Below are 17993 nucleotides of genomic sequence, written 5' to 3' on the forward strand. Positions count from 1 at the left end.
AGGGCGACCTCCCGGCACGTTTCCGGTGTCGTCGTATCCGGCAGCGTCCGCGCCGTTCAGGGTGGGGACCGAGACAGCAGTGCGGGCCGAGGAGGGCCGGTTGACGACCTATGAGGAGCAGACGAAGCTCACCGATCTGAGCGCCACGGCGGAGCAGGTGCGCCGCGCCGTGGAGCGCGTGATCGAGGGCAAGCCGGAGGTCGTACGCATCTCCTTGACCGTGCTCCTGGCCGAGGGGCACCTGCTCCTGGAGGACGTGCCCGGGGTGGGCAAGACCATGCTCGCCAAGTCGCTGGCCCGGGCCATCGACTGCACGGTGCGGCGGGTGCAGTTCACCCCGGACCTGCTGCCCTCGGACATCACCGGGATCAGCGTCTACGACCAGCAGACCAGGGAATTCGAGTTCAAGCCGGGCGCGGTGTTCGCCCAGATCATGATCGGCGACGAGATCAACCGCGCCTCGCCCAAGACCCAGTCGGCGCTGCTGGAGGCGATGGAGGAGCGCCAGGTCACCGCGGACGGCCGCACCTATCCGCTGCCCGACCCGTTCATGGTGATCGCCACCCAGAACCCGGTGGAGATGGAGGGCACCTATCCGCTGCCCGAGGCGCAGCGCGACCGCTTCATGGCCCGGGTCTCGGTGGGCTATCCGGACCCCGAGGCCGAGCTGCGGATGCTGCAGTCGCACGGCGGCTACTCCCCGCTGGACGCGCTCCAGCCGGTGGCGAGCGCCCAGGACGTGGTGAAGCTGATCGAGGCGGTGCGCGAGATCCATGTCTCGGACGCGGTCCGCCGGTACGCGGTGGACCTGGTGATCGCCACCCGCACCCACGCCGAGCTGCGTCTTGGTGCCTCGCCGCGCGCCACCCTGCAACTGCTGCGGGCCGCCAAGGCGTCCGCCGCGCTGTGCGGGCGCGGCTACGTGCTGCCCGACGACGTGCAGGCGCTGGCCGTTCCGGTGCTGGCGCACCGGCTGCTGCCCACCGCCCAGGCGCAGCTGAACCGGCGTACCTCGGAGCACATCGTCACCGAGATCGTGCACCGTACGGCGGTGCCCTCCCCGTACGGCGCCCCGCAGCACCGGGGCTACTGATGCCCGGCGGCGACGGGGACGGGCGCGGGCCGCTGCGGGCGGCCTTCGGCGGCCTGACGACGCGCGGGCGGTCGTTCCTGGCCGCCGGCGCCGCCGCCTCGGTGTGCGCCTATCTGCTGGGCCAGCCGGATCTGCTGCGGGTCGGCGCGCTGCTCGCGGCGCTGCCGGTGGTGTGCGTCCTGGTGCTGTACCTCACCCGCAACCGGGTCTCGGCCTCGCGCCGGCTGTCCCCCGCGCGGGTGCCGGCCGGCGGCGAGTCCCGGGTGCATCTGCGGGTGGACAACTGGTTCCGGCTGCCCAGCGGTCAGCTGATGCTCCAGGACCGGGTGCCGTACGTGCTGGGGCCCCGGCCGCGGTTCGTGCTGGACCGGATCGAGCCTGGCGGTCAGCGCGAGGTCAGCTACCGGGTCCGTTCCGACCAGCGCGGGCGCTATCCGCTGGGGCCGCTGGAGCTGCGGCTGGCCGACCCGTTCGGCATGGTCGAACTGCACCGCTCCTTCGACGCGTACGACGTGATGACTGTGCTGCCGCACATCGAGCGGCTGCCGGCCGTACGGCTGGGCGGCGCCTCGGGCGGGCAGGGCGAGAGCGGGCAGCGGTCCATGGCGGTGACCGGCGAGGAGGACATCATTCCCCGCGACTACCGGTACGGGGACGATCTGCGCCGGGTGCACTGGCGGTCCACCGCGCACCGGGGCACGCTCATGGTGCGCCGCGAGGAACAGCCGCCGCGCGCCCAGTGCACCGTGCTGCTGGACACGCGGCGTTCGGGTTACGCGGGTTCGGGGCCGCAGGCGCCCTTCGAGCGGGCGGTCTCCGGGGCCGCCTCGGTGATCTCGCACCTGGCCGAACGCGGCTACCAGGTGCGGCTGGTGACCGACACGGGTCATCTGGTCCCGGCGCCCGACCAGCAGGTGGCGGACAGCGCGGAGACGATGGGCCTGATGATGGACGCCCTGGCGGTCCTGGACCACTCCCCCCTGCCCGGGCCGCTGGACCTGGTGACCGACACCCAGGCCGTATCCGCCCCCAGGTCGGATCTCGACGGTGCGCTGGCCGCGCTGGCCGGCACCGAGACCGGATTGCTGATCGCCTTTCTCGGCGCGCCGGACGCGGCGGCGATCGCCCAGCTGGCGCGGTTGCGGCAGCGGGCGTCCGGGGGGGTCGCCTTCGTGGCGGCGGGCCAGCTGGACCCGGCGGTGGAGGCCGGGGCGCTGGGGCAGTTGCGGGAGAGCGGCTGGGCCGCGCTGCCGCTGCACCCCGGGGTGCCGCTGGCGCAGGTGTGGCAGCAGGCCGACGGGGAACGAGCCGGCGCGTACAGGGGGCTGTGAGCGGTGTTGGAGACCAGGCCGAGGGTCGCGCTGGCGGCGTGGCTGGCCACGATGGGCTCGGCGGCGGCGCTGCTGCCGCTGGTGAGGGACAGCGGCTGGCTGGTGCAGGCCGGGCTGCTGCTGGCCGCCCAGACCGCCACCGGGATGGTGGCGCGGCGGTTGGGCGCGCCCGCCGCGCTGGCGGTCGCGGCCCAGGTGCTGGTGTCGCTGCTGCTGGTGACGGTGAGCACGGTGTCCGCGTACGCGCTGGGCGGCCTGCTGCCGGGGCCCGAGGCGTTCGGCCGGTTCGGTGAGCTGCTGTCGGCGGGCGCCGAGGACATCGGCCACTACGTGGCACCGGCCCCGATGACGGACGGCATCCGGCTGATGCTGCTGGCCGGGGTGCTGCTGATCGGGCTGCTGGTGGATGTCCTGGCGGTCACCTCGGCGAGCGCCGCGGCGGCGGGGCTGCCGCTGCTGGCGCTGTACTCGATAGCGGCCGGGGTCAACCAGGAGCAGGCCGGCTGGCTGTACTTCCTCGCAGCGGCGGCGGGCTATCTGCTGCTTCTGCTGGCCGAGGGCCAGGAGCGGCTGGACCGCTGGGGCCGCTACTTCACCGGCCCGGGGCCGGCCCGCGGATACGGGTACGGACAGCCTGCCGCCGCGGCGCCGCCCGCGCAGTCGGCGGGGCCCCGGCTGCGGGCCGGCCGGCGGATCGGCGCGCTGACGCTGGGCGCCGCGGTGCTGGCGCCCGTCCTGATGCCCACGCTGGGCGAGGGCCTGCTGGACCTGGACGGCCGCGGCTCGGGCACCGGCACCGGCGGCTCGGGCCCGATCAGCTCGGTCAACCCGGTGGTGGCACTCCAGGACCAGCTGAACCAGCCGCAGAACCAGCAGGTGCTCACCTACCGCACCGAGGGCGGCGACCCCACCGGCATGTATCTGCGGCTGGTGGCGCTGGACGAGTTCACCGGCAGCGAGTGGAAGTCCTCGCGCTGGCTGGAGAACGAGGTGCCCGCGGCCCCGTGGCTGGTACCCGGACTCGGCCCCGGCGTGGCCTTCCAGGAGATGACCACGGAGATAGAGGCCAGCGGCTCGTACGCGCAGACCTCGCTGCCGGTGCCCTACCCGGCGGTGTCGGTGATGACGGACGGGGCGTGGTGGTTCGACCGCGGTTCGCAGACCCTGGTCTCGGACAACGGGCGGATGACCACCCAGGGCCGGACCTGGACGGTGACGCACCGCCAGGTGCAGCCCACCGCCGAGCAGCTGGCCGGGGCGCCGCCCGCCCCCGCCAACCTCGCCTCCTACTACACCCAGGTGCCCCCCGACCTTCCGGAGGTCGTCGCCGAGCTGGCGCGGGAGGTCACGGCCGACGCCGCCGACGACCACGCGCGGGCGGTGGCGCTCCAGGACTGGTTCGCCAAGGACGGCGGCTTCCGGTACAACACCGATGTCTCCTCGGGCAGCGGCAGTGAGGCGATCGCCGCGTTCCTGGAGGACCGCGAGGGCTTCTGCGTCCACTTCGCGTTCAGCATGGCGGCCATGGCGCGCACCCTGGGCATCCCGGCGCAGGTGGCGGTCGGCTTCACTCCGGGCGACCGGCAGGTGGACGGCTCCTACCGGGTCGGCCTGCACAACGCGCACGCCTGGCCCGAGCTGTACTTCGAGGGCGTGGGCTGGACCCGCTTCGAGCCCACCCCGGGACAGGGCAACACCCCCGATTACACGCTCCCGGAGGCCGACCGCCCCGACCCGGCCCAGCCGGGCGAGGAGGACACGGAGACCGCGGAGCCGGAGGCCCCCGAGAACTCGCCGGCGCCCACCGACCCGGAGACCTGCGACCCGGTGCGGGAGGCAGCCGCGTGCGAGAGCGAGGCCCCCGCCCCGGCCGGCGGCGGTTCCGGCGGCGGGCCCTCCCCGGGGCCGTGGCTGTGGGGGGCGGGCGCCGCGCTGGCGCTGCTCGCCGTGCTCGCCGTGCCGCCGCTGTGGCGCGAGCGGGTGCGGTCTAGGCGCCTGGCGCCCGGTGCGGGGGCGACGGCCGCCTGGCAGGAGCTGAGCGACAGCGCCTGGGACCTGGGGCTCGGGCCGCTGGCGGCGGAGACGCCGCGGCAGTCCGCCACCAGGATCACCACCGTGATCCCCCTGGACGCCGCGGCCCGGGACGCCGTCCACCGGCTGGCCACCGGGGTGGAGCGGGAGCTGTACGCGCCCGCGCCGCCCGGGGCCGGTGCGCCGGGGGCGGAGCCGGCGGACGAGGGGCCGGCCCGGGACGTACGGACGGCCCTGGCCGGGCTGCGGGCCGGGGTCGGGCGCGGGACCCGGTGGCGGGCACTGCTGTTGCCGCGCTCCGCCATTCGGGTGACTTACCGGATGAGTGAACAACGGCTGCGGGCCGCCCGGCGGCTGCGTGAACGCCGCACCGCATTCCTCGGGAAAATGCGGAAAGCCTGAAAGCCCGGAAAGGGAAAGAACGGGCACCCAGAAGCACAACGGAAGGGCCCGCCGGTTCCCGGACCGGCGGGCCCTTCCGCACCTTCACCCCCGGAATCCCGGGGATCTTCGCTCAATCGCCGCGATCATCGCGGCGGCGCTGCCAGCGCTCCTCCATACGGGTCATCATCGAACGCCGCTGCTTGTGCGGCCGCTGTCCCTTGCCGCCGCCCGCGGGGGCCGCCCCCTCGCCGGGCGCGGGAGCCTTCCGCCAGCCGGTGACGGCGATGACCGCACACCCCAGCATGATCACAAAACCGACGACGCTGAGCCAGATCAGCTGGGCGACCATGCCGCCCATCAGGAGCGCGATGCCCACCAGGAATCCGGCGATCGCCTGGTACACCCGCTTGCGGGTGAACGTCCGCAGCTCACTGCCCTCAAGCGCTGTCGCGAACTTGGGATCTTCGGCGTACAGCGCTCGCTCCATTTGTTCGAGCATGCGCTGCTCGTGGTCCGAGAGCGGCACGGAGTCCTCCTACTCGCCGGCCGCGGAGGCGACCGTTTCCGACTCTTTCCAGGATAGGCAGGGAAGGCTCCCTGTGAAACCCACCCCAGTTCGCCAATTTCACCCACCCGCCGGGTGACGCGGATCCACGGGATCGGACAAGTCTTTCCCGTCCCCGACCCGGGTCATGCCGGAGGGCTGACTGCCGATAATACGGGGCGGAGATCACATTTGGCGGCCCGGCGCCTCATGGGGCAGCCGGGCGAGCAGATGCAGCTGTCCGGCGACCGCCTGGAAGGCCGGCAGCTCGGCCGCCTCGGCCTCCAGCGCCGCCAGCGCGCGCAGCGCGTCCGGCTCGGTGTCCACCAGCACTCCGGGCACCAGATCGGCGAAGATCCGCACCCCGTGCACCGCCCCCGGCTCCAGCCCCGCCTCGGTGACCAGCGCGGCCAGCTCCTGGGGCGTGTAGCGGCGCGGTACGGGGTCGGCCTCGCCCCAGCGGCCGTCCGGGTCGCCCAGCGCCCTCCTGGCCTCCTTGAAGCGCCCCGCCAGGGCACGGGAGAGCACCGCCCCGCCCACCCCGGCCGCCAGCAGGCTCAGCGTGCCGCCACCGGGACGCAGGGCCCCGGCCACGGCGGCCAGACCGGCGCGCGGATCGTCCACGTACTCCAGCACCCCGTGGCAGAAGACCATGTCGTAGCCGCCCGGCTCGGCGACGTCCAGCAGGCCCTGGGTGTCGCCCTGCACGCCGTGCACCCGGTCCGCCACGCCTTCCTCGGCGGCCCGCCGCTGGAGGGCGAAGAGCGCGTTGGGGCTCGGGTCCACGACGGTCACCCGGTGGCCGAGCCCGGCCACGGGCACGGCGAAGCTGCCGCTGCCGCCTCCGGTGTCCAGCACGTCCAGGACCGGCCGGCCGGTCTCGGCGGCCCGCTCGGTGAGGGCACGACGCAGCACCTCCCACACCACGCCGGTGCGCAGCACGGTGTGCGGCCCCGGGGACAGCGGTCCGCCCGCGTCCCGGGCCGGGGGGTTGGACGGCATGACGGGCGGCTCCTCGAAGTGCTGTGTACTGCTGTGCTGCCGCGTACCGCCGGTCCTGCGGGTGCGCGGCCCGCCGTACGCGGGCAGCCACAGCCTACTTCGGCACCGGACCTCCGGGGTCCTCGGTCCGCAGCACCGGCTGCCTGATCAGCATGGACTCCACCAGCCGCAGGAAGAACCCGGCCGCCCGCCGCAGCTCGGCGGCCTCCCGCAGATCGGCGGCCCGGCGTATCCCGGCGTCTATCCGGGCCCGGCGGGCGGCGCTGGCGGCGAACAGGGTGCTCCACTCGGACAGTTCCGGGGCGATCTCCGGCAGCACCTCCCACACGCTGCGGATCCGGCTGCGGCCCCGCGCGGTCGGCTCGGGGCGGCCCCGGGCGGCGACCACGGCCGCGGCGGTGCGCAGCGCGGCGAGATGGGCGGCCACGTACGCCTCGCCCGGGTCGGGCAGCGTGGCGGCCTCGTCCAGCCCGCGCGCGGCCTGGGCGAGGAGATCGAGGGCGGCGGGCGGCGCCGGGGCGCGGCGCGGCACCCGGTGCACGTCGGCGGGGATTCCGGTCATGACGAGCCTCCAGTCGTCATTCGGCGGTGCTGCTCTTCGTGTGTCGGTCCGTTCTTCGCATCTGGGCACATGCTGACGCATGCCACTGACAATCCGCGCTGAGCACTGCAAACACCTGCACATACGCCCCGCGGGCCCCAACAGCCTTGTGGTGAGGAGAGAATCGGCGCATGACACGCGCGATCAGCAACCGTCGCAACGCGACGCGGCAAAGGCTCTACGACGCGGCGGTGACGCTCATCGCCGCACAGGGCTTCTCCGCCACGACGGTGGAGGAGATCGCCGAGCGCGCGGGGGTCGCCAAGGGCACCGTCTACTACAACTTCGCCGGCAAGAGCGAGCTGTTCGAGGAAGTGCTGCGGGATGGGGTGGGCCGGCTCGCCGGCGAGCTGCACCGGGCCGACGAGGCGGCGCTGGACCGGGGGACGGACGCGGTCGGGCGGCTGTCGGCGATAGCCCTGGCCGGGCTGGTGTTCATCGAACGCAATCCCTCGCTCACCCGGCTGTTCACCGCCGAGCTGTGGCGTACCCACCGGGCCTGGCACGCCACCTTGCTGTCCGCCCGGCGGCAGGCGGTGGAGGTGGTGGAGCGCGTGCTGCACGAGGGGGTGAAGGGCGGGGAGCTGGACCCGGCGCTCGATGTGGAGCTGACGGCGGGCGCGTTAGTGGGGATGATCCTGGTGGGGGCCCTGGACTGGCTCTCGTTCCATCCCGAACGGCCGCTGCGCGATGTTCATCTGGCGCTGGCCCGGCTGCTGCACGGCCGGGTGCGGGCGGACGCGCCCTGAGCCGCGCCGTGGTCCTGCGCCCTCGTCCTGCGCCCTCGTCCTGCGCCCTGGTCGGTGCCGCGAGCGCGACAAGCAGCGGTGCGCAGGGTCGGCGCGGGAGAGCCGGGGCCCGGAGCCGCTCCGCCGCCCCGTGCCGGCGGTGCGGACCCCGGTTCCCGCTGATCGACAGCCTGCCGTCCGGCGGCACTCCCGCCCATCCGCTCTCGTGCTCAGGCCGGTACTCATCCGGTCTCTGAGTAGGCCGGCCCCCGGCTAGGTACCTTTGTGCCCGCCGGACCCGCGGGACGCCCCGGCACGGACCGCCCAGGCCCCGGGGAGACCGTTCGAACCGGCCCGCACGGCCCCGGGTAGGGTGCGGCGCATGGCGCGAGTGGTGGTGGTCGGTGCCGGTATGGGCGGCATGGCGACGGCGGCCCGGCTGGCCGTGGCGGGGCATCGGGTGACGGTGCTGGAACGCGGCGGACGGGCGGGCGGAGCGGCGGGCAGGTTCGAGCGGGACGGTTTCACCTTCGACACCGGACCCGGACTGCTGTGGCTGCCGGCGGTGTGGCGGGACCTGTTCATCAAGACCGGCAAGCGGCCCCTGGAGGAGTGCGTCGAGCTGCGGCGGGTCGATCCGGCCGCCGAGCACCGGTTCGCGGACGGCACCCGGCTGCGGCTGCCCGGCTTCTCCCGGGGCGGGGTGGGACAGGCTCTGGACGAGGCGCTCGGCGCCGGTGCGGGAGAGCGCTGGCACGCGTTGCAGGGGCGGGCCCGGCAGACCTGGGAGGCCACCCGGCGGCCGCTGGTGGAGGAGCCGCTGACCTCGGCGGCCGGACGGGCGGCCCTGCTGCCCGACCCGTACCCGGCGCTGCCGCCCCGGCGCACCGGGCTGCTGCGGCGCCGGGCCCCCGCCCGGGGGCCGGGGTTGCCCGCGGTGGCGGAACGGGAGCTGGGCGACGCCCGGCTGACGGCCCTGCTGGCCGGCACCGTCGAGGAGTACGGCATCCGGTTCGAGCGGGCACCCGCCTCCGCGACCGTACTGGCCTATGTGGAGCAGACGTTCGGCACCTGGTACCCGGTGGGCGGCATCGCCGCGCTGGTGGACGCGGTGCGCGAACGGTGCGCGGAGCGCGGCGTGGAGTTCGTGCACGGGGCCGAGGCGCGGCGGATCCTGGAACGCGACGGGAAGGCGGCCGGAGTCGAACTGGCCGACGGTGAACGGGTGTCGGCCGACCACGTGGTGTGGAGCGCCCCGGGGCTCGGCGCCGCGCCGCGCGGGGAGAGCCGGTTCACGGTGCTGCTGGCGCTGGACGGCGCCCGCCCGCCGGGCACGGCGCACCGGCTGCTGGTGCACCCGGCGGACGGCGGGCCGGTCGTACGGGTGCTGCGGCCCGACGACGCGACGCTGTGGCCCGCCACCGGCACCGGCCCGGCGGGGCACACGGCGGTCGTGTCGGCGCTGGCGCCGCCGCAGGGGGCCGTGGACTGGCGGGAGGCCGCCACCGTGGAGCGCTGGACGGACCGGCTGCTGACGGCGGCGGGCCTGGAGAACGTGCGCTGGCACCAGGTGCGTACCCCGCTGGACATCGAGCGGGAGACCGGCATGCCCGGCGGGGTGATCCCGGCGCCCGCCCTGGCCGGGGCGGACGGCGAACTGCTCGCCGCCCCCAACGCGGGCCGCCTGCCGGGCGCCTGGCGGGCCGGCGCCCTGGCGCACCCGGGCGGCGGGCTGGCACACACCGGCATGTCGGGGGCGCTGGCCACCGGTCTGATCGTGGAGGGCCCCGGCTGGCGCGGCTCCTACTGACGTGCGGGGCGGGGCCGTTGTGCGCGGCCCCGTCCGGCGGTCAGTAGCGCTGCTGCTGCTCGTTGTAGTAGTACCCCTGGTCGGCCGCCGGGTCGTAGCCGCCCGGGTGCTGCTGCGGGGGGTAGGTGTCCTGCTGGGGCGGGTAGCCGTAGCCGCTGTCCTGCGCGGGGGCGGGGGCGGCGGTCTCGCGCTGCTGGGGGACCCAGACCCCGCCGGGCGGGGTCTCCTGGTAGTAGGCGTCGGCCGCGGCCGTCTGCCACTGGTCGGCGTACTCCTGCTGCGCGTACTGCTGTTGCTGCGGGTCGCCGTACGGGGCGCCGTAGGTCTCGTACGCCGCGGTCGCCCCGGCGCCGGCGTAGGGCTCGGCGTACGGCTGCTGCTGCGGGTCCCCGTAGGGCTGCTGGGCCGGGTCGTACCCGGTGCCCGCCGCGTCGTAGGGCTGCTGCTGCTCGTGGTAGCCGTCCCCGTACACCGTCTCCGGGGACTGCGCCCCCGCCTGGTGCCCGGCGTACGGGTCCTGCTCCTGCGGCGCGGATTCGCCCTGGTGGGCGGTCTGCGGGTCGTAGTCCCACGCGTCGTAGCCGCCGCCGTCCGCGCCGGGCTCCCCCGGTGCGGCGGGCGGCGCGGGCGGGGGTGGGCCGTCGGACCCGGCCTCGCTCTCCTCGACCGGGTCCAGCGGACGCATCTCGCCGCTCTCCTCGGCGCCTTCGCGCCGCCGGCGCTTGCTGTTGCCCGGCTGGCCGCCCAGCGCCCAGCCGGTGGAGAACCCGCGCCGGAAGGACAGCGTGACGAAGGTCTGGCCGGTGGCGAACGCGAGGGTGCCCAGCGCGATCACCGGAACGTTCGGCAGCACCACGCCGAGGACCACGGCCAGAAAGCCGGAGAAGGCCAGCAGCCGCCAGCGCAGTCTCGCCTTGTACTGGAGCAGGACCTCCCCGAGCAGCCACAGGGCCACGATTCCGAACGCGATGTAGAGGACCGCCCAGCCCATGTACGCCCCTCTCAGCTGTGCTTCAGCGCTGTTCCAGGCCCGCCCGGTGCAGACCGAGGTTCTTGTAGACGTCCAGCGTCGCCGTCGAGTGCAGCGTCGTGTTCAGGGTGACGAAGTGCAGACCGGGGATGTCCTCATCCATCAACCGTGCACACAACTCGGTGGCGAACTCGATCCCGACCGAGCGTACAGCCATCGGGTCGTCCTTGACCGCGCGGAGCCGATTCTCCAGCTCTTCGGGGAAGGAGGAGTTGCTGAGCTCCTTGAAGCGTTCGATCTGCCGCAGATTCGCGATGGGCATGATTTCCGGGATGATCGGGACATCGCATCCCGCGGCGGCCACCCGGTCACGAAGCCGCAGGTAGTCCTCGGGGTCGAAGAACATCTGGGTGAGCGCGAAGTCCGCCCCCGCCCGGCACTTGTTGATGAAATGCCGGATATCCGTCTCCCAGTCGGTGGAACGCGGATGCATCTCCGGAAATGCCGCGACCCCGACACAGAAATCGCCCGACTCCTTGATGAGACTCACGAGTTCCGCGGCGTATGTCACACCCTCGGGGTGCCGGTTCCACTGCCCCATCGGGTCGCCGGGCGGGTCGCCGCGCAGCGCGAGCATGTTGCGGATGCCGGCGCCCGCGTACTGCCCGATGATGTTCCGCAGCTCGGCCACCGAGTGGTTGACGGCCGTGAGGTGGGCGACCGGGGTGAGCGTGGTCTCGGTGGCGATCCGCTCGGTGGCCCGCACCGTGCGCTCGCGCGAGGAGCCGCCGGCGCCGTAGGTCACGGACACGAAGGTCGGCCCCACGGCCTCGACCCGGCGAATGGCGTTCCACATGGTGCGTTCGCCCTGCTCGGTTCTGGGCGGGGTGAATTCGAAGGAGTACGAACGCTTGCCGGCGGCGAGAAGGTCGCGCACCGTGTGCGCCCGGTCATTCATCGTGGACGGAATCCCAAGGGCCATGGCCGCAGGCTACCCAGAGCGACGGAAATCTCCCATGTGTGTCCGGGTTGCGGACGGGCGTACGGCGTCACGCGGCGCGCAGCCGCGCGGCCAGCGCGCTCGCCGCCGCACCGGGGTCCCCGGCCTCGGTCAGCGCCCGTACCACCACGATCCGGCGGGCCCCGGCCTCCAGCACCTGATCCAGGTTGCCGGCGTCGATGCCGCCGATGGCGAACCAGGGCCGCTCGGGGCGGCGGGCGGCCGCGTACCGCACCAGGGGCAGCCCGGGGGCGGAGCGGCCCGGTTTGGTGGGGGTGGGCCACACGGGGCCGGTGCAGAAGTAGTCCACGCCGGGCTGTGCGAGGGCGGCGTCGACCTGGGCCTCGCTGTGGGTGGAGCGCCCGATGCGCACCCCGGTGCCGAGCAGCGCGCGGGCGGCGGGCACCGGCAGATCGCCCTGCCCGAGGTGGAGCACGTCGGCGCGGGCGGCGTGCGCGACATCGGCGCGGTCGTTGACCGCGAGGAGCCTGCCGTGCCGCCGGCAGGCGTCGGCGAAGACGTCCAGAAGCTCCAGCTCCTCGGCGGCCTCCAGGCTCTTGTCGCGCAGTTGGACGATGTCCACGCCGCCGGCCAGGACGGCGTCCAGGAAGGCGGGCAGGTCGCCCTGGCGCTTCCTGGCATCGGTGCACAGATACAGCCGGGCGCCGGCGATGCCGTCGGTCACGGCTCTCCCCCTCGGTGGTGCTTGGCAGGTCGGTGCGGTGGCGCGGCACCAAGGGTGCCGCGCCACCGGTCAGGCGGTCGTACGGTCAAGCGGTCGGGTGGTCGCGCGTGCGGCCGTCACACGGCCAGGGCCTGGGCCCGCCGCTTCACCTCGGTCCCGCGATTCTCCCGCAGGGCGTCGGCGGGGGTGCCGGGCAGGCTGTCGTCCGGGGTGAAGAGCCACTCCAGCATTTCCCCGTCGGTGAAGCCGTCGTCGCGCAGCAGCGTCAGGGTGCCGGCCAGGCCCTTGACGATCCTGCCCTCGCCGATGAAGGCGGACGGCACCTGGAGCACCCGGTTCTCGCCCCGGCGCACGGCGATCAGCTGCCCCTCCTTGACCAGCTGACGAACCCGGGTCACTTCCACGTCCAGCGCTTCGGCGATGTCGGGGAGGGTGAGCCAGTCGGGGACGAGAGCTTCGGTTTTCGCATCAATCTCGGTCACGCCTCAAGCCTGCCACCTCCGACTGACAGGCGTCATCGGGGAGTGGCAGCGGAGGGACGGTACCGCCGTGCGGGGGCCGCCCCGTGCCGTTCAGGCCGTCGCGTTCTTCAGGGGCACGGCGGGGTCGGCGGCGCGCACCGGGTCGAGGCGGGCACCGCGTTCGATGAGCCGGCGGCCCTGGGCCAGGTCGCGGGGCCGGTCCACGGCGCACACCGCCCGCAGCACCCCGGCGCCGTCCAGCCAGCACACCGACCAGGCGGCGCCCGGGGCGCTCCCGGCGGCGGGGTCGCCCCGCCACAGCAGCGTGTCGTGCGGAGCGTGCCGCCCGGCGTACTGCACGAAACGGCCGAACTGCTCGCTCCAGAAGTACGGCACCGGGTCGTACGCCGTGTCGGCCGTCCCGGTGATCTGGGCGGCGACGGTGGCGGGCCCGGCCAGGGCGTTGTCCCAGTGGTGCACCAGCAGCCGGCGGCCGTACCGGGCCGAGGGGAAGGACGCGCAGTCGCCGACCGCGTACACCCCGGGCAGCGAGGTGCGCAGCCGGTCGTCCGCGCGGACCGAGCCGTCGGCGGCCAGTTCGACGCCGCTGCCGGCGAGCCAGCCGGTGGCGGGGCGGGAGCCGATGCCGACCAGCACGGCGCCGGCGGGCAGCAGCTCGCCGCCGTCCAGCTCCACCTCACCCGGCCGGACGGCCGCCACCCGGGCGCCGGTGCGCAGTTCGGCGCCGGCGTCCGCGTACCACTGGCGCATCGGTTCGGTGAGTTCCGGCGGCAGCGCGCCGGGCAGCGGGTGGCCGGCGGCCTCCAGCACGGTGACGGGGGCCCCCGCGGCGCGGGCGGCGGTGGCGACCTCGGCGCCGATCCAGCCGGCGCCGACCGCGACGAGCGGGCTGCGGGCTGTCAGCAGCGGGCGCAGCCGGGCGGCGTCGTCCAGGGTGCGCAGCACGTGGACGCCGGGGGTCCCTTCGCTGCCGGGCAGGGCCAGCGCCTCGGCTCCGGTGGCGATGACCAGCTGGTCGTACGGCACGGCTCCGGCGTCCGTGCGCAGCGCGCGGGCGCCGGCGTCGATTCCGGTGGCGGTGCGGCCCAGCAGGAGTTCGATGCCGAGGGTGTCGAAGTCCACGTCGAGGGGCGCGCCTTCGGCCTTGCCGAGCAGCACGTCCTTGGACAGCGGCGGGCGGTCGTAGGGCCGGTGGCGCTCGGCCCCGACCACGGTGACGGTTCCGGCCCAGCCCGCTTCGCGCAGCCGCACCGCGGTCTGCGCGCCGGCGAGCCCGGCCCCGGCGATGACGACCCGCTGATCCCGTTGTTCCACGCGGCCACCCTACGCGCGCGGCACGGGGCCCGGCCCTGCCGCGCTCCACGGAATCTCCGGTCGCGGCCGGTGCGCGGCGCGAACACCGGTCCGCCGCGCGGACGTCCGGCACGGGGGCGGGAAGCCGCAGGGCTGCGGGGGCTTTTCGTCCCCGGCCCCGCCCGTACTACTGTGGCGGGCGACAGAGCACACGGGAGCCCGGCGGTCCGGGCTGAGAGGGAGGCGGGCGGCCTCCGACCGTACGAACCTGATCCGGGTCATGCCGGCGAAGGGAGCAGCCGCGTGGTGAGGTCCGTGCCCTCAGCGTCCGCAGGCCGTACGTCCGATGTCCTGATCATCGGTGGCGGCGTCATCGGTCTGGTCACCGCCTGGCGGGCGGCCGGGCGGGGGCTGCGTGTCGCCGTCGCCGACCCGGCGCCGGGCGGCGGCGCCGCGCGGGTGGCCGCCGGCATGCTGGCCGCCGTCACCGAACTGCACCACGGCGAGGAGCCGCTCCTCGAACTGAACCTCGCCTCGGCCGCCCGCTACCCGGACTTCGCCGCCGAGTTGGAGGACGCCGCGGGATCCGGTGTCGGCTTCCGCGCCTGCGGCACCCTGGCCGTCGCGCTGGACGCGGACGACCGTGCCCAGTTGCGTGAGGTGCACGCGCTGCACCAGCGGTGCGGGCTGCGCTCGCAGTGGCTCACCGGCCGCGAGTGCCGGCGGCTGGAGCCGATGCTGGCCCCGGGGGTGCGCGGCGGGCTGCGGGTGGACGGCGACCACCAGGTCGACCCGCGCCGGCTGGCCGCCGCGCTGCTGACCGCCTGCGAACGGGCCGGTGTCACCTTCCACCGCGAGCGGGTGCGCGAACTCACCGTCACCGGGGACCGGGCCACCGGCGCGGTCCTGGCGGACGGTACGGCGCTGTCGGCCGCCCGTACGGTGCTGGCGGCCGGCAGCCACAGCGGTGAACTGCCGGGGTTGCCGCCCGGGATCGCCCCGCCGGTCCGGCCGGTCAAGGGCGAGGTGCTGCGGCTGCACATGCCGCCGGTGCCGGAGGGCGCGGGCGGCGGCGCGTTCCTCTCCCGCACGGTGCGGGCGGTGGTGCGCGGCTCGGCCGTCTACCTGGTGCCGCGCGCCGACGGCGAACTCGTGGTGGGCGCCACCTCCTGCGAGCAGGGCTGGGACACCACGGTGACCGCGGGCGGCGTCTATCAGCTGCTGCGGGACGCGCACGAACTGGTGCCGGGCATCACCGAGCTGCCGCTGCGCGAATGCCTCGCGGGGCTGCGGCCCGGCAGCCCGGACAACGCGCCGCTGCTGGGGCCCACCGCGCTGCCGGGGCTCCAGCTGGCCACCGGGCACCACCGCAACGGGGTGCTGCTCACCCCGCTGACCGGGGAGGTCCTGGCCGAGTCGCTGGTCACCGGCGAAGTCCCGGCGATCGCGCGGCCCTTCAGCCCGCTGCGATTCCCCTCGGTGGTGCCGGTATGAGCGGGTCCCCCACCGTTTCCGTCAATGGCGCCCCGCGCGAGCTGGCGCCCGGCACGACCCTGGCCGATCTGGTCGCCGAGTTGCTCTCGCGCGACACGGGGGCGGGGGTCGCGGCGGCGGTCAACGAGTGCGTGGTCCCCCGGGCCCGCTGGCACGGCACCACGCTGGCGCCGGGTGACCGGGTGGAGATCCTGACCGCCGTCCAGGGAGGCTGACGACCGATGACCGACCTCACGACCGGCGCGGCGGACGATCCCGCGAACGCCGCCGCGAGCCCTCCGCCGGGGGACGGGGACGATGTCCTGGTGCTCGGCCCGCTGCGGCTGACCTCCCGGCTGATCATGGGCACCGGCGGCGCCCCCAGCCCCGAGGTGCTGGAGCGCGCCCTGGCCGCCTCCGGCACCCAGCTGACGACGGTGGCGATGCGGCGGGTGGATCCCGGGGTACGGGGCTCGGTGCTCGGCATCCTGCGCAACCTCGGCATCGCGCCGCTGCCGAACACCGCGGGCTGTTTCACCGCGGGCGAGGCGGTGCTGACCGCGCGGCTGGCGCGCGAGGCGCTGGGCACCGCGCTGGTCAAGCTGGAGGTCATCGCCGACGAGCGCACCCTGCTGCCGGATCCGGTGGCGACGCTGGACGCCGCCGAGACGCTGGTGGACGACGGCTTCACGGTGCTCCCCTACACCAATGACGACCCGGTGCTGGCGCGGCATCTGGAGGAGGCGGGGTGCGCGGCGGTGATGCCGCTGGGCTCGCCGATCGGCTCGGGGCTCGGCATCCGCAATCCGCACAATTTCTCGCTGATCACCGAGCGGGCCGGGGTGCCGGTGATCCTGGACGCGGGCGCGGGCACCGCCTCGGACGCGGCGCTGGCCATGGAGCTGGGCTGCGCCGGGGTGATGCTGGCCTCGGCGGTGACCAGGGCGCAGCGTCCGGTGCCGATGGCGCGGGCGATGCGGCACGCGGTCGAGGCGGGGCGGCTGGCGTTCGGCGCGGGGCGGATTCCGCGGCGGCATTTCGCCCTGGCCTCCTCGCCGTTGGAGGGGCGGGCGGAGCTGGACCCCGAACGACCGGCATTTTGATCCGATCGCACTGATATACGATCGCCGGATCTGGGGGACCATTCTGTCCGTTACGGGGGATCGCGAGCCGCGGGCCGGCCCTGTCTCCCGAGCGGCAGCTGAAGGAGAGAACGACCGTGAGCACACCGCCGCAACCGCCGCCGCCGGGACCGGAGCAGGGCCAGAACCCGTACGCCTCCGCCTCCCCGCCGCCCGGACCCGCCGCCCCGGGCGCGGGCTACGGTTACCCGGGCCAGGCGCCGGTGCCCGGCGCGCCGCAGGGCTACGGCTACCCGCCACCCGGCGGCCCCGGCTACCCGGGAGGCCCCGGGTACCCCGGCGGTCCCGTCCCGCCGCCGTACGGGCAGCCGCAGCCGCCGGCCAAGACCAACGGCCTGGCCGTCGGTTCGCTGGTGACCGGCCTGCTCGCCATGGCACCGATCGCGCTGATCCTGGGCATCCTGGGTCTCAACCAGGTGAAAAAGACCGGGGAACGCGGCAGGCCGCTGGCCATCGCCGGTATCGCCCTGGCCGCCGTGCAGATCATCACGCTGGCGATCCTGGTCCCCACGGTGTTCCTCAAGGACGACAAGGGCAGCGAGGCGACCCCCACCCCCTCCCCCAGCGAGTCGGCCACCGACGAGGAGAACGGCGACCCCGGGCGCGAGGTCGCGCCGGACGGCGAGGGGATCACCGTCTTCGACATCGCCGTCGGCGACTGCTTCGACACCAGCGGCCTCTCCGACTACCAGGGCGAGGAGGGCGGCAGCGAGACCGATGTCACCCTCTACCCCTGCGACGTGCCGCACGAGGCCGAGGCGTTCGGCTCCTTCGAGGTCACCGGGTACGACAGCTTCCCCGGCATGGACGAGATGGTGGAGATCGCCAACGCCGAGTGCAACCGGCTCGTCCAGCCCTACATCCTGGACACCTGGACGCTCGGTGAGGACACCGGCATCTTCTACTACCACCCCGAGGAAGCCAGCTGGAGCATGGGCGACCGCGAGATCCTGTGCTTCTTCGGGCTCGCCAGCGGCCGGTCGATGTCCGAGTCGCTGCGCCCCGACGAGAGCGCGCTGAGCGCCGACGCCCTGGGCTACCTGGAGATCACCGGCGCGCTGGACACCGAGTCGTGGATGGAGCCGTCGGAGGACTCCGGCGTCCCCGCCTTCCGGTCGTGGGGTGAGGCCATGGCGTCCGTCATCGAGGACGAGATCGCCGCGCTCTCCGCCGCCACCTGGTCGGACGCCGAAGTGGAGTCGCTGGTCGGCGAGCTGATCGACGCCCGCGAGAGCAGCCTGCCGTACTGGCAGGACCTGTCGGACGCCGGTGACGAGGCGGCGGTGTGGGAGAACTACGAGCAGGGTTACGGCACCCTCGGCATCGACACGGAGATCGAGATCCGCTCCCTGCTCGGACTGGCAACGGGGAGCTGACACTTCCGTCACTGTTTCGCTGCGGTCCTGATCACAGGACCGCGGCGG

Annotated in this window: 17 protein-coding genes and 1 riboswitch; of the genes, 9 read left to right on the forward strand and 8 right to left on the reverse strand. The window is 74.5% G+C overall.

Annotated elements, in window-relative coordinates; genetic code table 11:
- Positions 1–100: 100 nt before the first annotated feature.
- Genes SXIM_RS05075 through SXIM_RS05085 form a run of 3 tightly spaced genes read left to right on the forward strand, consistent with a single transcriptional unit; the run spans position 101 to position 4857 of the window.
- Entirely contained in the window at positions 101–1093 is a 993-nt protein-coding gene (locus SXIM_RS05075) for an AAA family ATPase (protein WP_043177954.1), read from the forward strand.
- Complete coding sequence (locus SXIM_RS05080) at positions 1093–2424, forward strand: DUF58 domain-containing protein (protein ID WP_043177955.1); 1332 nt, start codon at positions 1093–1095, stop codon at positions 2422–2424. The genes SXIM_RS05075 and SXIM_RS05080 overlap by 1 nt, the downstream gene beginning before the upstream one ends.
- Positions 2425–2427: 3 nt before the next feature.
- A complete protein-coding gene (locus SXIM_RS05085; protein ID WP_246156833.1) occupies positions 2428–4857 on the forward strand; it encodes a transglutaminase TgpA family protein in 2430 nt (809 codons plus the stop codon).
- A 112-nt stretch (positions 4858–4969) separates the two neighbouring features.
- On the opposite strand, the gene SXIM_RS05090 is transcribed toward SXIM_RS05085, so the two are convergent.
- The 3 genes from SXIM_RS05090 to SXIM_RS05100 all read right to left on the reverse strand — a co-directional run bounded on the left by SXIM_RS05090 (position 4970) and on the right by SXIM_RS05100 (position 6947).
- Positions 4970–5365: a DUF3040 domain-containing protein gene (locus tag SXIM_RS05090; RefSeq protein WP_046723065.1), complete on the reverse strand. Its 396-nt coding sequence runs from the start codon at positions 5363–5365 to the stop codon at positions 4970–4972.
- A 204-nt stretch (positions 5366–5569) separates the two neighbouring features.
- Positions 5570–6385: a methyltransferase gene (locus tag SXIM_RS05095; RefSeq protein WP_246156834.1), complete on the reverse strand. Its 816-nt coding sequence runs from the start codon at positions 6383–6385 to the stop codon at positions 5570–5572.
- Between the two features lie 94 nt (positions 6386–6479).
- Positions 6480–6947 carry an SAV_6107 family HEPN domain-containing protein gene (locus tag SXIM_RS05100; RefSeq protein ID WP_046723067.1) on the reverse strand — a complete coding sequence of 156 codons (468 nt, stop codon included), beginning with the start codon at positions 6945–6947 and terminating at the stop codon, positions 6480–6482.
- Between the two features lie 170 nt (positions 6948–7117).
- Here SXIM_RS05100 and SXIM_RS05105 point away from each other — a divergent pair, with 170 nt between their 5' ends.
- Both SXIM_RS05105 and SXIM_RS05110 read left to right on the forward strand, forming a co-directional pair.
- Positions 7118–7735 carry a TetR/AcrR family transcriptional regulator gene (locus SXIM_RS05105; protein WP_030734407.1) on the forward strand — a complete coding sequence of 206 codons (618 nt, stop codon included), beginning with the start codon at positions 7118–7120 and terminating at the stop codon, positions 7733–7735.
- A 361-nt stretch (positions 7736–8096) separates the two neighbouring features.
- Complete coding sequence (locus tag SXIM_RS05110; protein ID WP_030734410.1) at positions 8097–9524, forward strand: phytoene desaturase family protein; 1428 nt, start codon at positions 8097–8099, stop codon at positions 9522–9524.
- A gap of 40 nt (positions 9525–9564) precedes the next feature.
- On the opposite strand, the gene SXIM_RS05115 is transcribed toward SXIM_RS05110, so the two are convergent.
- From SXIM_RS05115 to SXIM_RS05135, 5 genes are all read right to left on the reverse strand, one after another.
- Positions 9565–10515 carry a hypothetical protein gene (locus SXIM_RS05115; RefSeq protein ID WP_030734413.1) on the reverse strand — a complete coding sequence of 317 codons (951 nt, stop codon included), beginning with the start codon at positions 10513–10515 and terminating at the stop codon, positions 9565–9567.
- Positions 10516–10537: 22 nt separating this feature from the next.
- A complete protein-coding gene (gene metF, locus SXIM_RS05120; protein WP_030734415.1) occupies positions 10538–11476 on the reverse strand; it encodes a methylenetetrahydrofolate reductase [NAD(P)H] in 939 nt (312 codons plus the stop codon).
- Positions 11477–11543: 67 nt separating this feature from the next.
- Entirely contained in the window at positions 11544–12179 is a 636-nt protein-coding gene (gene thiE / locus SXIM_RS05125) for a thiamine phosphate synthase (RefSeq protein WP_046723070.1), read from the reverse strand.
- Between the two features lie 116 nt (positions 12180–12295).
- Positions 12296–12661: an Rv2175c family DNA-binding protein gene (locus tag SXIM_RS05130; RefSeq protein WP_030734420.1), complete on the reverse strand. Its 366-nt coding sequence runs from the start codon at positions 12659–12661 to the stop codon at positions 12296–12298.
- A gap of 90 nt (positions 12662–12751) precedes the next feature.
- The gene (locus SXIM_RS05135) at positions 12752–13975 is read right to left on the reverse strand and encodes an NAD(P)/FAD-dependent oxidoreductase (protein WP_046723072.1); all 1224 of its coding nucleotides are present in this window, start codon (positions 13973–13975) and stop codon (positions 12752–12754) included.
- Between the two features lie 189 nt (positions 13976–14164).
- Positions 14165–14250: riboswitch (TPP riboswitch) on the forward strand.
- Between the two features lie 19 nt (positions 14251–14269).
- On the opposite strand from SXIM_RS05135, the gene thiO reads away from it, so the two are divergent.
- The 4 genes from thiO to SXIM_RS05155 all read left to right on the forward strand — a co-directional run bounded on the left by thiO (position 14270) and on the right by SXIM_RS05155 (position 17945).
- Positions 14270–15448, forward strand: coding sequence for a glycine oxidase ThiO (thiO, locus tag SXIM_RS05140; protein ID WP_030734426.1), 1179 nt, complete (start codon positions 14270–14272; stop codon positions 15446–15448).
- Entirely contained in the window at positions 15445–15663 is a 219-nt protein-coding gene (gene thiS, locus SXIM_RS05145) for a sulfur carrier protein ThiS (RefSeq protein WP_030734428.1), read from the forward strand. The genes thiO and thiS overlap by 4 nt, the downstream gene beginning before the upstream one ends.
- Before the next feature lie 6 nt (positions 15664–15669).
- Positions 15670–16530: a thiazole synthase gene (locus SXIM_RS05150; RefSeq protein WP_078846836.1), complete on the forward strand. Its 861-nt coding sequence runs from the start codon at positions 15670–15672 to the stop codon at positions 16528–16530.
- A gap of 116 nt (positions 16531–16646) precedes the next feature.
- Positions 16647–17945, forward strand: a complete 1299-nt coding sequence (locus tag SXIM_RS05155) for a DUF4190 domain-containing protein (protein WP_030734434.1) — start codon at positions 16647–16649, stop codon at positions 17943–17945.
- Positions 17946–17993: the final 48 nt, after the last annotated feature.

It is taken from the genome of Streptomyces xiamenensis, from assembly GCF_000993785.3.
GTDB classification, from domain to species: Bacteria; Actinomycetota; Actinomycetes; order Streptomycetales; family Streptomycetaceae; genus Streptomyces; species Streptomyces xiamenensis.

What these genes read in the sequence shown, in the direction of transcription:
- SXIM_RS05080 (WP_043177955.1), top strand. Translation starts at nt 1,093, where the DNA reads ATGCCCGGCGGCGACGGGGACGGGCGCGGGCCGCTGCGGGCGGCCTTC.
- SXIM_RS05095 (WP_246156834.1), bottom strand. Translation starts at nt 6,385, where the DNA reads ATGCCGTCCAACCCCCCGGCCCGGGACGCGGGCGGACCGCTGTCCCCG.
- SXIM_RS05100 (WP_046723067.1), bottom strand. Translation starts at nt 6,947, where the DNA reads ATGACCGGAATCCCCGCCGACGTGCACCGGGTGCCGCGCCGCGCCCCG.
- SXIM_RS05105 (WP_030734407.1), top strand. Translation starts at nt 7,118, where the DNA reads ATGACACGCGCGATCAGCAACCGTCGCAACGCGACGCGGCAAAGGCTC.
- SXIM_RS05110 (WP_030734410.1), top strand. Translation starts at nt 8,097, where the DNA reads ATGGCGCGAGTGGTGGTGGTCGGTGCCGGTATGGGCGGCATGGCGACG.
- SXIM_RS05115 (WP_030734413.1), bottom strand. Translation starts at nt 10,515, where the DNA reads ATGGGCTGGGCGGTCCTCTACATCGCGTTCGGAATCGTGGCCCTGTGG.
- metF (WP_030734415.1), bottom strand. Translation starts at nt 11,476, where the DNA reads ATGGCCCTTGGGATTCCGTCCACGATGAATGACCGGGCGCACACGGTG.
- thiS (WP_030734428.1), top strand. Translation starts at nt 15,445, where the DNA reads ATGAGCGGGTCCCCCACCGTTTCCGTCAATGGCGCCCCGCGCGAGCTG.
- SXIM_RS05150 (WP_078846836.1), top strand. Translation starts at nt 15,670, where the DNA reads ATGACCGACCTCACGACCGGCGCGGCGGACGATCCCGCGAACGCCGCC.